General features: G+C 68.2%; 11 protein-coding genes. 4 read left to right on the top strand and 7 right to left on the bottom strand.

Translation table 11 applies throughout. The features are described from left to right. Positions 1–82: 82 nt before the first annotated feature. On the top strand, positions 83–1,570 hold the full coding sequence (locus tag ABZ552_RS24085) for an NCS1 family nucleobase:cation symporter-1 (protein WP_281874316.1): 1,488 nt from the start codon (positions 83–85) through the stop codon (positions 1,568–1,570). Then, a complete protein-coding gene (locus ABZ552_RS24080) occupies positions 1,570–2,298 on the top strand; it encodes an aspartate/glutamate racemase family protein (RefSeq protein ID WP_281874314.1) in 729 nt (242 codons plus the stop codon). Before ABZ552_RS24085 ends, ABZ552_RS24080 begins: the two co-directional genes overlap by 1 nt. A 7-nt stretch (positions 2,299–2,305) precedes the next feature. Here the strand turns inward: ABZ552_RS24080 and ABZ552_RS24075 are convergent, their stop codons facing one another. From ABZ552_RS24075 to ABZ552_RS24055, 5 genes are all read right to left on the bottom strand, one after another. Continuing rightward, positions 2,306–2,656, bottom strand: coding sequence for a hypothetical protein (locus ABZ552_RS24075; protein ID WP_195087953.1), 351 nt, complete (start codon positions 2,654–2,656; stop codon positions 2,306–2,308). A gap of 281 nt (positions 2,657–2,937) precedes the next feature. Then, positions 2,938–3,513, bottom strand: coding sequence for an isopentenyl-diphosphate Delta-isomerase (gene idi / locus ABZ552_RS24070; RefSeq protein WP_281874310.1), 576 nt, complete (start codon positions 3,511–3,513; stop codon positions 2,938–2,940). Next, entirely contained in the window at positions 3,510–4,382 is an 873-nt protein-coding gene (locus tag ABZ552_RS24065; RefSeq protein ID WP_357439851.1) for a geranyl diphosphate 2-C-methyltransferase, read from the bottom strand. The genes idi and ABZ552_RS24065 overlap by 4 nt, the downstream gene beginning before the upstream one ends. 55 nt (positions 4,383–4,437) lie before the next feature. Then, positions 4,438–5,946: a family 2 encapsulin nanocompartment cargo protein terpene cyclase gene (locus ABZ552_RS24060; RefSeq protein WP_357439848.1), complete on the bottom strand. Its 1,509-nt coding sequence runs from the start codon at positions 5,944–5,946 to the stop codon at positions 4,438–4,440. A 16-nt stretch (positions 5,947–5,962) separates the two neighbouring features. Next, positions 5,963–7,369 (bottom strand): family 2B encapsulin nanocompartment shell protein, encoded by a 1,407-nt coding sequence (locus ABZ552_RS24055; RefSeq protein WP_281874306.1) that lies wholly within the window; start codon positions 7,367–7,369, stop codon positions 5,963–5,965. A 790-nt stretch (positions 7,370–8,159) separates the two neighbouring features. Here ABZ552_RS24055 and ABZ552_RS24050 point away from each other — a divergent pair. Together ABZ552_RS24050 and ABZ552_RS24045 are read left to right on the top strand one after the other, a co-directional pair. Continuing rightward, entirely contained in the window at positions 8,160–11,111 is a 2,952-nt protein-coding gene (locus ABZ552_RS24050; protein WP_281874305.1) for an acyl-CoA synthetase, read from the top strand. Between the two features lie 57 nt (positions 11,112–11,168). Next, complete coding sequence (locus ABZ552_RS24045) at positions 11,169–11,768, top strand: class I SAM-dependent methyltransferase (RefSeq protein WP_281874303.1); 600 nt, start codon at positions 11,169–11,171, stop codon at positions 11,766–11,768. Here the strand turns inward: ABZ552_RS24045 and rffA are convergent, their stop codons facing one another. Beyond that, on the bottom strand, positions 11,769–12,908 hold the full coding sequence (rffA, locus tag ABZ552_RS24040; protein WP_357439843.1) for a dTDP-4-amino-4,6-dideoxygalactose transaminase: 1,140 nt from the start codon (positions 12,906–12,908) through the stop codon (positions 11,769–11,771). Beyond that, positions 12,898–13,998 carry a glycosyltransferase gene (locus tag ABZ552_RS24035; RefSeq protein ID WP_281874300.1) on the bottom strand — a complete coding sequence of 367 codons (1,101 nt, stop codon included), beginning with the start codon at positions 13,996–13,998 and terminating at the stop codon, positions 12,898–12,900. Before ABZ552_RS24035 ends, rffA begins: the two co-directional genes overlap by 11 nt. Between the last annotated feature and the right edge of the window lie 54 nt (positions 13,999–14,052).

Raw genomic sequence — 14,052 nt, 5'->3', positions numbered from 1 at the left:
CAATAACCGCGCAATGGACGGGCAATAGCAGATTCCTACCGTCGTTTCGATCACCGTTTTCACCCTTCGGATGGGAAACACCATGACCGAAACCATCGCCGCGGCAGCCGCTCCCGAGCGGATCGCCCCCGTCGGCTACGACCCACGGCTGACCAACGACGATCTCGCGCCGCTGCGCAAGCAGAACTGGGGCTCTTACAACATCTTCGCGTTCTGGATGTCGGACGTGCACAGCGTCGGTGGCTATGTCACCGCGGGCAGCTTGTTCGCGCTCGGCTTGGCCAGCTGGCAGGTACTGGTGGCCCTGCTGATCGGGATCACCCTGGTGTATTTCTTCTGCAATCTGGTCGCCAAGCCGAGTCAGATGACCGGCGTGCCGTACCCGGTCATCTGCCGCAGTGCGTTCGGCGTGCTCGGCGCCAATATACCCGCGATCATCCGCGGGCTGATCGCGGTGGCCTGGTACGGCATTCAGACGTTTCTCGCTTCGGCGGCACTGGATGTCGTATTGGTGAAGCTGTTTCCGTCCCTCGGGCCCTACGCGGTGGCAGGCGACTACGGGTTCCTCGGTCTGTCGCTGCTCGGCTGGGGCAGCTATTTGACGCTGTGGGTGGTGCAGGCCTGTGTTTTCTGGCAGGGCATGGAGTCCATTCGCCGGTTCATCGACTTCTGCGGGCCCGCGGTGTACGTGGTGATGTTCCTGTTGTGCGGTTACCTGATCGCGAAGGCCGGCTGGGGCGCGATCGATCTGAACCTGGGCGCGGTGCGGTACACCGGATGGGACTCGGTGCCGGTGATGCTGGGCGCCATCGCGCTCGTGGTCTCCTACTTCTCCGGGCCGATGTTGAATTTCGGCGACTTCTCCCGGTACGGCAAGTCCTTCGCCGTGGTTCGCCGGGGCAACCTGCTCGGTCTCCCGCTGAACTTCCTGCTGTTCTCGTTGCTGGTGGTGATCACCGCCTCGCTGACGGTGCCGGTCTACGGCGAGCTGATCACCGACCCGGTCGCCACGGTGGCGCGCATCGACAGCACCTTCGCGATCGTGCTCGGCGCACTGACCTTCACTGTCGCCACCATCGGCATCAACATCGTCGCGAACTTCATCTCGCCGGCCTTCGACTTCTCGCATGTGAGTCCGCAGCGCGTCAGCTGGCGCGCGGGCGGCATGATCGCCGCGGTGGGCTCGGTGCTGATCACGCCGTGGAATCTCTACAACAACCCGGAGGTCATCCACTACACGCTGGAGGTGCTCGGCGCCTTCATCGGCCCTCTGTTCGGGGTGCTCATCGCCGATTACTACCTCGTGCGCAAGCAACGCGTGGCGGTGGACGACCTGTTCACGATGTCCAGCAGCGGGCGCTATTGGTATCGCGGCGGATACAACCCGGCCGCGGTGATCGCGACGGTCGTCGGCGCGCTGGTCGCGGTGATCCCCGTGCTGGCCAAGGACGTCACCGGTATGTACACCGCGGCCCAGTACAGCTGGTTCGTCGGTTGCGGACTCGGCTTCGTGGCCTACTACGTCCTGGCCACGCGCACCCGGCCGGCGGTGCGGGAGAGCGCGGCCTGATGCGTATTCGCGTGGTCAACCCCAATACCTCCCGGGCGATGACCGACACGATCGAGCGGTGTGCCAGGGCCGTCGCTGGTCCTGGCACCCTGCTCGACGCGGTGACCTCGGAGATGGGACCGGCCTCGATCGAAAGTCACTACGACGAAGCGCTCAGCGTTCCCGGCCTGCTCGCCGCGATCCGGCGCGGGGAGGCCGAGGGGGTCGACGGCTACGTGCTGGCCTGCTTCGGCGACCCCGGTCTCGACGCCGCGCGCGAGCTGGCCGGGGGACCGGTGATCGGGATCGCCGAGGCCGCCATGCGTACCGCCGCTCATCTCGGTCGTGGGTTCAGCGTGGTCACCACCCTGGGCCGGACCGTCGGCCGGGCGGCCGATCTGGCGGAGCGCTACGGGATGCGGCGCTTCTGCCGCGGTATCCACGCCTGTGAGATTCCCGTGCTCGCCCTCGACAGCGATCCGGACGCGCGCGAGATCGTCACCGAAGCGTGCAGGGAAGCGGTCGAGGCGGATCGGTCCGATGCGATCGTTCTGGGCTGCGCGGGGATGGCCGATCTGTCCGCGCAGGTGCGCGCCAAGGTCGGCGTGCCGGTGGTGGACGGTGTTGCGGCGGCGACCCTGACCGTCCAATCGCTGCTCACGCTCGGTCTGCGCAAGTCCGGACGGGGCGAATTCGCCGCGCCGCCGCCGAAGCCGTTCACCGGCTCGCTGCGATCGTTCGGCACCTGAGCGAGGCTCAGGCGGCTACCGCGATGGCGAGCTTGCGCAGCTCGGCGTCCGGGTCGGCGACGTCGACCACCAGGCGTGTGACATCGGCGCCCGCCAAGTCGATACGGATGGCGTGTCCGTCGAAGCGTGTGTCCCAGAATTCCTTGCGGCCCTTGCCGCGAAATGTCCCGGCCGCGATCACGCCGGGGAAGAAGGCGCCGGGCGCGCGCACCCACGGCGGGCGGCGGTCTACCCCGGCCAGGCCGAGCGCGGTGATGTCCGACAAATCGAAGGTCAGGTGGTCGCGCAGTGCCAGCACTTGATGTGCGCCGAGCACGTGCACCGTCACCCTCGTTCCGGTGACCTCGAATTCGACCATCACGCACCTCACTTCACCGAGAACTCTTACAACATCAACGATGCAGAACGGTCCTGGCCGCAGCCTGTGCCGTTCCTATGAGTTCTCTCAGGTTGGCTCCATGGTGTTACATGGATATGCGCATCCAATCATGTGATCCACTAGTGACCGCAGTGACGAGCAGGTATGTCGAGCCGCACTACAGCCGAGAAGAGAACCCATTGCGGGCCGGATCGAGGCAGCGGTGCAGTCGATGCTGCGCTTCGCCGCCTCGCTCCAGGGAGATCGAGCGAACGCGACGCTCAGGGTGCCGTAGCGCGGGTGACGTGCGCGTGCTCCGCGATGTCGAGCACACCCGCCAGCCACGGCGTGTAGGCATCCGGATTGTCGGCCAGGGCGTCGCGTAGTGCGTCCGGTTGGATCCAGGCGAAGTCGGCGACTTCGGCCGGGTCCGGCCGAGGCGTGCCGATGTCCAGCCGCCCGATCAGCACGTGATCCCATTCGGACTCCACGCGGCCGGTGCGGAGGTCCGCCGCGTGGTAGCGGTAGACGCCCGCCTCGGTGAGCGCGATCGTCAGGCCCATCTCCTCGGCCAAGCGCAGCCCCGCCGCGGTTGCGACGGGTTCGCCCGGGGCGGGGTGGCCGCAGCAGGTGTTGGCCCACAGCGACGGAAACCTGGTCTTCACCGCCGCGCGCTGCTGTAACAGGACCCGGCCGGCCGAGTCGAACAGCAACACGGAGAACGCGCGGTGCAGTAGTCCCGGGGCCAGGTGGGCCTCGGCGACCGAGCACGCGCCGACCGCGCGGCCCGCGTCGTCGACGAGCTCGACGGGCAGGGCCTCGCGGTCGGTGTACGGCTGGACGAGGGTGTCGGTCACCTGCCCACCTTATCGGCGGCGATGAGCAGGTAGTGGAAGCTGCCCTCCCGGTACGCGGTCAGGAACGGCTTCTCGACACCCGTGGCGAGCTCGGATTTCGTGCGCAGCTCCCAGTACGGGATGGTCGCCGCGGTGAGTTCGGTCACGGCGATGGGCACGAGGTCGTTCTCGGCCATGGCGCGGAAGTACTCGCTGCGCGGATGGATCATGCAGCCGTAGTGCGCGTCGATCCAGCTCACCGAGGACGAGCGGCCGCCGGTCACGTCATTGGAGCAACCGGTGATGCACACGTAGCGCCCGCCCGGCTCCAAGAGGCGGGAGAACTCGCGGAACAGGTCGAACAGGTCCACGTACATGGTGGTCTCGTTGGTCCAGATCCCGCGCATGGAGCCGCTCTCGAATCCGGTGTCCAGCATGTTGCGGAAGTGGAACCGCACCTTGTCCGCGACGCCGCGGCGGACGGCCTGATCGTTGGCGAAGCCGACCTGGTACTCGGAGATGGTGACGCCGTCGACCTGGCAGCCGAAGCGCTGGTTGGCCATGAAGCTGGTGCCGCCGCGACCGGAGCCGCCGTCCATCAGCCGGTCGCCGGGACGGATGTCGCCGAGGTGGTCGAGCAGGAAATCCGCCTGCGCGGTCTCCAGCCGGTGCAGTTCGGTGACGATGCGCTCCTCGCGGGTGTCCTCCGGGCCGGTCAGCACGGACGGGTCCGGGTCGCCGATGCCGTAGTGGTGGTGGTAGAGCCCGTCGACTTCACCGAGTTTGGTGTTGACCCGGTCGTCGTTCGGGTTGTTGTTCCAGTACGCGGCGACGGATTTCTGGTAGCTGGTACGCAGAACGGTCCCGGTCTCCGGGTTGAGCATGGTCATGCGCGATCATCCTCTCTCGGTGCGGTACTGCTTCATTGCTCACTTGCGGGTAGCTTCAGTGCGGGTCGCGATAGCGTTTGCTGTCGGCGTGCCAGGCGCGGTTGCCTCCCATCCAGGCCCACAGGCCGGTGAGGAAGCGGCGTAATTCCGGTGAGCCCAGCGCGGCCAAGGGCGCCGCCTCCCGTTCGAACCGGTGCACCAGTTCGTCGTGTACCTCGGCGGTGCGCAGCACGGCCTCGCGGCGCGAGCAGCGCTCCTCTGCGGCCAGGACGGTCGGCAGATTGAACTCTCTGCCGTTGGAGAGGTCCTCACGCGCCATCGAGTACAGGTCGTTCACCATCTGGCTGGCCAGCGCCGCCGTGGTGACCACGCGGCGGACCGCGGGGTCGGTGTATTCCGCGGCCTGCAACTCGTAGCCGCCGACCACGTCGGTCGGCGCCATGCACGGCAGGAAACTGTGCGGTTGCCGGTTGGTCAGGTACTCCCATACCGGCGGCATCCGCCCCGCGGCCCGCCAGCCCGCCTCCGCGCCGAGCGCGATGAACCAGCCCGCGATCTCGGTGCGCAGCCGGGCCAGTTGCGCCGGACGCGCATAGCGGGCGAGATGCTCGAAGGACGTGCGGAAAGCGCGCAGGATCGGGTCGGCGTCGAGGGCCGCCTCGAGCTGCGCGACGTACCGCGCGGGAAGGTGCACCGGGTCCATGGCGGCGGCCGCCAATTCGAGCCGGGGACCCAGCTCCGCCTCGGCGCTGGAGGGGGTGCCGTCCGGAGCCCGGTCGTCGGCGTCCTCCTCGCAGTAGTAGTCGTCCACGGACCATTCCGAGACCGCGCACTTCGCCGCCGCCAGCAGCAGGTCGGCGTTGTCGCAGTCCGGGTGGGCGAGCATGATCAACCGGCCGAAATCGGCGTCGCGCAATTCGTCCAGCCGGCCTTCGTACAGCCCGATGTCCCTGGCCCACTCGACGATGCCGGTGTTGACGGCCTCGGCGAGCGCCGGATCGTCGCGCAGCGGCGGCGGGCAGTACAGCGGCGGGATCGGGTCCTCGCGATCGCGGTACTCGGTGGCCGTGCCCGATCCGGCCACCACAGCCGCGCCGTCCGATCGGGTTCGCTGCAGCGGCATGGGCTCGGGCGTGCGTGGCAGCGTGGCCAAGCCGTGGATTCCCGATAACGCCGACGCCGTGCCGAGCCCGGTGGGTCCGGCGGGGACGCGTGACGCTGTCGGCGACTGCGTTCTCCCCGCCGCCGGGGTCGGCACTCGAGCGCTGCCGAAGGTAGGCGACGGAGTGCTGGTGCCGCCATGGGCGGGGGAGGATGTCGCGCTGGTGGACGTGGTTCCACGATCCGGAAGCAGTAGTGCTGCGGCACCCAGCCCGGAGGGCCCGAGCAACCGGCCGGGCTTCCCGCCCTTTTCGCGCGGCAGCGAAATACCGTGCGCCTCAACCTTTTCGGATGTGAAAAGCTCGGCCGGAGCGGACGTCCGGGTGTTGGTGAGTAGCGCCACGACGGCGGCGGCCACCTCATCGGTGGCATGCGCCGCCCCGGCGCGGGAGAGCACCGACATGCCCATCACCCCCGGGTCAGTCGGCTTGCCGGGCGACCGAGACGTTGTCGAGCACTCCGAGGGCATCCGGCACCAGCACGGCCGCCGAGTAGTAGCAGCTGATCAGGTAGGAGATGATCGACTGGTCATCGATGCCCTTGAAGCGCACGTTCAGGCTCGGCTCGTACTCGTCCGGGATCCCGGTCTGGTGCAGGCCGATCACGCCCTGATCCTTCTCGCCGGTGCGCATGGCCAGGATCGAGGTGGTCTGGGTGTCGCTGACCGGGATCTTGCCGCACGGGAATATCGGTACGCCACGCCATGCGGGCACACGGTGCCCGTCCACCTCGACCGGATCCGGGTAGATCCCGCGCTTGGTGCATTCGCGTCCGAACGCGGCGATCGCCTTCGGGTGAGCGAGGAACAATTTCGTGCTGCGGCGCATGCTGAGCAGTTCGTCGAAGTCGTCCGGGGTGGGCGCGCCGGACTCGGTGTAGATGCGCTGTTTCAGATCGCAGTTGTGCAGCAGACCGAAATCAGGATTGTTGACCAGGTCGTATTCGCGCCGTTCGTAGAGAGCTTCGATGGTCAGGCGCAATTGCTGCTCGACCTGATTCATCGGGTCGTTGAACAAATCGGCGACCCGGGTGTGCACCCGCAGCACGCTCTGCGCGAGGCTGAGTTCGTATTGGCGCGGCGCGGCGTCGTAGTCGACGAACGTCCCTTCCAGCAGCGGTTCGCCGGCGTGGCCGGAGGAGATCGTGATGTCGGCCTCGCCCTTGTTGTTCTGCGGACGACTGGGCGCTGCGGCGACGCGGTCGAGTTGCTCCCGCAGCGCCGGAGTGTTGTCGAGGAATTCCGTCAGCGATTGCCGCGGCAGGGCCAGGACGGTCGTCCGCGTGACCGTCTTGATGGTGACCGGCCAGATCGCCGAGGGCTCGGTGAGCAGGGTGTCGCCGAAGAAATCGCCACCGCCCAGGATGCCGAGCTTCGTCTGCTCGCCGTATTCACCCGATCCGATCTTGCTCAATTTGCCGTGCACGATCAGCACGACTTGATCCATGGCATTACCGAATTCCGCCACCACGGTGCCGGGTCCGAGATCGCGTTGTTCGAAACGATCGGCGAGGCCGCGCAGGACTTCCTCGTCGTCGAATCCGCGAAGTGCCGGAAGTTCTTGCAATTCCAGCGGAATCACCCGCGCGGTGGAACCGTCGATGACGAATTCCACCTCGCCGTTGCCCACGGTGTGCGTCAGGCGGCGATTGACCCGGTACACACCGCCGTTGACCTGCGTCCACGGGAGGGCGCGAGTGAGCCACCGGGAGCTGATGCCCTGCATCTGCGGTTCGGATTTGGTGGTGTGCGCGAGCAGCCCCGCCGTGCTGGTGCTCAGGCTCTTGCGCACGTTGTTTTCCGTTTGGACTGGCATTTCAATGGTCATGCGTGGTCCTCACCTCGAGACGGCCACCGGGACATGGTGACGGGTTGTGGAGCAGGGTGGAATTGAGGGTCGCCGATAGTTCAGAGTCGCTGGGTGTTCACATCAAACAGCAGCGGGTATGCCCGCACAGAGCTCATCGAACGAAATTGCCTACGCGCCATGGCGTTCCAGACACGATCGATGGTAGACGCCGAAAGCGGCTGAGCGCAGGAAAATTTCGAAGATCGTCCCGTGGCCCGGCGGATGGTCACGACACGCGGTCGATTCCGGAAACGGTGGGTGGCGTCGCTGGGGCGGTCTTCGGATTGCCTTCTGGTCGCGAAGGATTAGCTGTCCCGGGGTGCTCATTCGCGCCGGGCGGTTCGGTGCTCCTCGTGCGTTCACCGCGGCCGGGGGCCGCCCTCATCCACCGGAACCGGGCTGCGCCGCGACCGATGTTCGCCGACGCCGCCGTGCCGGGCGCGCTGTGTTCCGCGCCGGGTCGCCTACGCTGAGCCGAGCGGAGGAACTCCGTGCCGTGACTCCGATCGGAGGCACGACCATGTCCGCCCCGGACGCCTGTGCCAGGTGGTGCGGTCGACGTCGGGGATCGGGCTGCTCGGCTTCTCGTTGCCGGAGCATCGACCGACGACGTACTCGAGCCGATAGGTGGACGTCCGGGAAGCCGACCGCGGCATCCTGGCATGTGACGTGTCACAGCGGACACATAATGGACAGATGGTGTGGGAAGCTCGTTCGAACACCTCGCGGTGTGTGATGCGGGTCACGTTCTAGGGTAGGGCCAGGAGCGATGGTGAAGTTGAATGCGAAGGTTGTGGTGGGCTCGGTGCAGCGGTTGATGGCGACCGCGCAGAACGGCCTGGAGGTCATCCGCTTCGGCGGCCTGACCCATGACGTCGCGTCCTCGCCGTTCGAGGTCGTGGAGCGCAGACGCATGTACCGGCTGCGCCATTACTTCCCCGACGACGCGACCCCGGGGCGGCCGGTGGCCCTGCTGGTCCCGCCGCTCATGGTCAACGCCGACATCTGGGACGTGAACGCCGAGGACGGCGCCGTGGGGATCCTGCACCGCGGCGGCGTGGACTGCTGGGTGGTGGACTTCGGCTCGCCCGCGAGCGAGGAGGGCGGCTGGCAGCGCGACCTCGCCGACCACGTGCTGGCCGTCAACAGCGCCATCGACACCGTCAACGAGGCCACCGGCTCCGGCGTGCACCTGATGGGCTACTCGCAGGGCGGGATGTTCGCCTATCAGACCGCCGCCTACCGCTACGGCAAGGGCGTGGACAGCATCGTCACCTTCGGCAGCCCGGTCGACATCGTCGCGGGCATGCCGTTCGGGCTGCCCTACGGCATGGTCTCCGACGTCGCGGACTTCCTGGCCGATCACGTGGTCACCCGGCTGCCGATCACCGACTCGATGGTGCGGATCGGCTTCCAGCTGCTCGACCCGGTGAAGACGGCCAAGTCCAGGATCGATTTCCTCCGTCAGCTGCACGACCGGGAGGCGCTGCTGCCGAAGGAGCGGCAGCGTCGCTTCCTCAACAGCGACGGCTGGGTCGGTTACGCCGGACCGGCCGCGGCGGACCTGCTCAAGCAGTTCGTCGCGCACAACCGGCTGATGCTCGGCGGTTTCGTGATCCGGGACCACCCGATCTCGCTGGCCGAGCTGAAGTGCCCGATCCTGGCGTTCGTCGGCGAGGTCGACGACATCGGGCAACCCGCCGCGGTGCGCGGTATCGTGCGGGCCGCGCCGAACGCGGAGGTCTACGAGGCGACGCTGGTCGCGGGCCACTTCGGCTTGGTGGCCGGAAGCATGGCCACCAACCACACCTGGCCGCTGGTGCGGCAGTGGGTCGAGTGGATGAACGGCGACAAACCGCTTCCCCCGGAGATCGTGCCGATGGCCGAGCACGTGGCGAACAATCGCCCTCGGTCGGCGGCGACCCGGGTGGTGCACACGGCCGCGACACTGGCGGAGGCGGGCACCGGGGTGGGCAAGGCGCTCGAGGGCATCGCGAACAACACCGTGCGGGGTTCGATCGAACTGGCAGGCGAAGCGGCGCGGGCGCTGCCCAGGCTGACCCGGCTGGGCATGATCCAGCCGCACACACGCATTTCGCTCGGCCGATTGCTCGCCGAGCAGGCGCGGCGCGCGCCGCAGCGGGACCTGTTCTTGTTCGACGACCGCGTGCACACCAACGCGGCGGTCAACGAGCGCATCGACAACGTGGTGCGCGGCCTGATCTCGGTCGGTGTGCGCCCCGCCATGCGGATCGGCGTGGTGATGGAGACCCGGCCGAGCGCGCTGGCCTCCGTCGCGGCGCTGTCGCGGCTGGGCGCGGTGGCGGTCCTGCTGGCCCCGAACAGCGATTTGAGCCGTGCGATCGAACTGACCGGCGTGGAGACGCTGATCTCCGATCCGGAGAACCTGCGGCAGGCCGCCGCGACCGGCGCCAGGGTGCTGGTGCTCGGCGGTGGCGACACGCGCGAGCTGGCGCTGCCGATGAGCGACCGCTTGATCGACCTGGAACAGATCGATCCGGCGCGGGTGCACGTGCCCGCGTGGTACCGGCCCGACCCCGGCCTCGCCCGGGAGCTGGCGTTCGTGCTCGTCACCGGAACCGGCGAGCGGCTGGAGACCAAGTACATCAGCAACCATCGCTGGGCGCTGTCCGCGTTCGGCACCGCGACCACGGCCGATCTCAACCGTAGGGACACCGTGTACTGCCTTGCGCCGCTGCACCATTCGTCCGGGCTGCTGGTCAGTCTCGGCGGGGCGGTCGCGGGCGGGAGCCGGATCGCGCTGGCCCGGTCGCTGGATCCGGAGCGCTTCGCCGAGGAGGTGCACCGCTACGGCGTCACCGTGGTCACCTATACCTGGACCATGTTGCGCGACATTCTCGACGCCGAGGTGTTCCCGGCCGGTCATCGCCACCCGATCCGGTTGTTCATCGGCTCCGGTATGCCCGCCGGACTGTGGCGGCGCACCGTCGAGCAGTTCGACCCGGCCCGCGTGGTGGAGTTCTACGCCTCGATCGAGGGCGACGTGGTACTGGCCAATGTGGCCGGAGTGAAGCGCGGCTGCAAAGGCAGGCCGGTCCCCGGCACCGCGAAGGTGGAGTTGGTCGCCTTCGATCCGTTGACCGAACGCATCCTGGTCGACGGCTCCGGCTTCGCCCGCCGCTGCGCGGACAACGAGGTGGGCCTACTGATCGGCAAAGCGTCCGACGGCGTCGACCTCTCCGCGGGCGGGCTGCGCGGCGTCTTCGCGGCGGGTGACTCCTGGATGCCGACGGAGAACCTGTTCCGTCGCGACAGTGACGGCGACTACTGGCTGATCGATCGCACCGACACGGTGATCCACACCCGGCGCGGGCCGGTCTTCGGCCAGCCGATGGTCGACGTGCTCAACGATGTCACCGCCGTCGACATGGAAGTCGCCTACGGGCTCAACGTCGGCGACCACTGCATAGCGGTGGCCGCGGTGAGCGTGCGCAAAGGCTTCCGTCTCGACCCCAAGGACGTCACCGAGGCGTTGCGGGTACTGGATCCGGATCAGCGCCCTGATGTGGTGTACGTGGTGGACGACATCCCGCGCAGCCCGTCGTTCCGTCCGTCGTCCCGCGCGGTGCAGGCGGCCGGGCGGCCGGAGCCGGGACCGGACACGTGGTGGTACAACCGGGCGTCGGACGCCTACGAGATCCTCACCGCGGACCAGGCGCGCACGCTGTTCGGTGACTGAACGCGATTCACATTGCCGAAGCACCGGATTCACCGACCGATGGCATAGTGAGTGCCTGTGAGAACGAGCCTCATCTACCGCAACGGGACCGTCTACGAGGTTCTGATGCGCGGGTTGTACGGCAGGCACTACACGGCTCGGTATCGCGCGATCGCGGAACTCGTGCCCGCGGGTGCGAGTGTGGTCGATCTGTGCTGCGGGCCCGCGACGCTCTACACCCGCTACTTGCGCCACAAGTCGGTCGACTACACGGGGCTCGATCTGAACGAGCGTTTCGTCGCGCGCGTGAACGAAGCGGGCGGGCGAGGCAGAGTGTGGAACCTGCGTTCCGGCGACGCGCTGCCCGAGGCCGACTACGTCATCATGCAGGCCAGTCTCTATCACTTCCTGCCCGAGCCGCGCCCCCTCCTCGATCGGATGCTCGCGGCGGCCACCGAACAGGTCATCGTCGCCGAGCCCGTTCGCAACTTGGCGACCAGCGACAATCCGGTTCTCGCGACGATCGGCAGACGGTTCACCGACGCGGGCGACGGCGAGCAGGCGCACCGCTTCACCGAGCGGACGCTGGACGAGCTCTTCACGGCGTACGGACCACGGGTGGCCCGGCGGTCGCTGATCGCGGGCGGCCGGGAGAAGCTCTACGTGCTCACCGCGTGATCAGACGGTGAACGCGGTGACCGCGTCCACCACCCGGGCCACCTGCGCGTCGGTGAGATCCGGCCAGAGCGGCAGGCGCACGACGGTCGCGGAGAACTCGGCGCTGCGGGCGCACGCGCGCGGCGTGCGGCCGAGCTTGAAGCCGGCCGGGCTGGAATCCAGTGGAATGTAGTGGAAGGGCGCGGAGATGCCCTGCTCGGCCAGGTATGCGATGAGGTCGTCGCGGCGGCGCTCGGTCGGGGTGCGCAGGTAGTACAGGTGCGCGGTGTGCTCGCGATCGGCGGGCACCGACATCAGGCGCACGTCGTTGCGCCGGGCCCAGTCCGGCAGGGCGGCGGCGTAGGCGTCCCACACCCGGTGCCGTCCGGCCTGGATGGCGTCGAACTCGTCCAGCTGCGCGTCCAGCACGGCCGCGTTCAGCTCGCTCGGCAAGTAGCTGGAACCGATGTCCTGCCAGGAGTACTTGTCCACGGCTCCGCGCAGGAACCGGGCCCGGTCGGTGCCCTTCTCCCGGATGATCTCGGCGCGCGCCATCAGGATCTCGTCGGTGAGCAGCAGCGCGCCGCCCTCGCCGCAGTGCACGTTCTTCGTGTCGTGGAAGCTGAGCGTGCCCATCGTGCCGATGGTGCCGAGCTTCCGGCCGCGCCAGGTGCCGCCGAGCCCGTGCGCGTTGTCCTCCACGACGGCGACACCGTGCGCGTTCGCCAACTCCAGCAGTCCGGCCATGTCGGCGGCGACGCCGCCGTAGTGGATGACCACCACGGCCTTCGTGCGCTCGGTGAGCACGGCCGCCACCGACTCCGGATCGAGGTTCCCGGTGGCCGGATCGATGTCGGCGAAGACACAGATCGCTCCGCGCAGTGCCATCGAGGTGGCGGTGGAGGTGAAGGCGAAACTGGGCACGATCACTTCGTCGTCGGGGCCCAGCTCCAGCAGCAGGCCCGCCATTTCCAGCGCGGACGTGCAGGACGTGGTGAGCAGGGCGTGCGGCGCGCCCGTGATCGCCTTCAGCTTCGCGGTGGCCGACGCGGTGAACTGTCCGTCGCCATGGCTGTGGTCGGAGGCCAGCACCGCCTCCAGGTTCGCTAGTTCCCGGCGCGCCCGGTACGGGCGGCTGAAGATGACGCGGTCAGTGCTCAACCCGGTCGGTCCCCCTGCTGGCGGTGGTGGCGGTCGGTTCCGAAGCGTCCGCCGGACGCGGTGTCGGCGTCTCGACGGTCAGATAGAGGGGCTTGCCCACCAGGATGTGCAGGGCCACGCCCAGATACTCGGCGATGAGCCCGAGTGAGAACAGGATGGCGCCGGAGCACAGCAGCAGTACCACGATGGTGGAGGCCCAGCCTTCGGGCGCCCAGCCGTCGGTGGTCAGCGCTTCGAAGACGACGATCGCGGCCATCACCCCGCCGGCCAGCGCCAGGGTGACGCCGAGCAGGCTGACCAACCGCAGACCGCGGGTGCCACTGCACAGCACCATCTTCCAGAACAGGGAGAACAGGCGGCGGTAGTTGTAGCCGGACTCCTCCCGGCCTTCGGCGCGCAGCACCACCGGCGCCTGCGCGACGGCGCCGACCACCCAGGTCAGCGCGACGTCCAGGTAGACGCCGTTGGAGGCGACCTCGGCGAGCTGCCTGCCGATGTCCCCGCGGATCAGCCGGTAGCTCTCGAACCGGGTGGAATCCGGGAACGCGAACAGCGTCGCGAGCACCAGCTTCGCTCCGCGCGAGGTCAGATTGCGCAGGAATCCGTGCGGCCGGGTGTTGCTGGGCTTGGAGTAGACGAGATCGGCGCGCTGCGCCAGCGCCGTGTCCAGGAACGTGCTGATGAAGCGGGGATCGTGCTGGCCGTCCTCGTCCATGGTGACGATCCAGTCACCGGCGGCGACCGACATTCCGGCGATCGTGGCGGCATCCTGGCCGAAGTTCCGGCTGAGCCAGACGGTGCGCACCGCGGGGTAGGTCCGCTGCAATTCCTGCAGGACCACATCGGAGCGGTCCGGGCCGTGATCGTGCACCAGGATGATCTCGGTGACGGTGAACGCCGTGCCGCCGGGAGTCTCGGAGGAGCGCGTGAGATCGTGCAGCTCGGCGACCAGGCCGGCGATCGTGTCCTCGCCCCGGTACACCGGCACGACCACCGACACCGTGTGCGGCCGGTCCACGCCGGGCCGCGCCGATGCACCGTTCGTCGCGGGGGCGCCGGAACGGAGTGTGCGGGCGGGGGGAATCGGCATCAGCTGGTTCGACTTTCGATGACGGTGCGTGCCGGTACTCGGCGCAGGACTGCA

The organism is Nocardia sp. NPDC019219, from assembly GCF_040632645.1.
GTDB classification, from domain to species: domain Bacteria; phylum Actinomycetota; class Actinomycetes; order Mycobacteriales; family Mycobacteriaceae; genus Nocardia; species Nocardia sputorum.
Note: the sequence above shows the minus strand (reverse complement) of the source record. Positions and strands in the feature narration are given on the sequence as shown.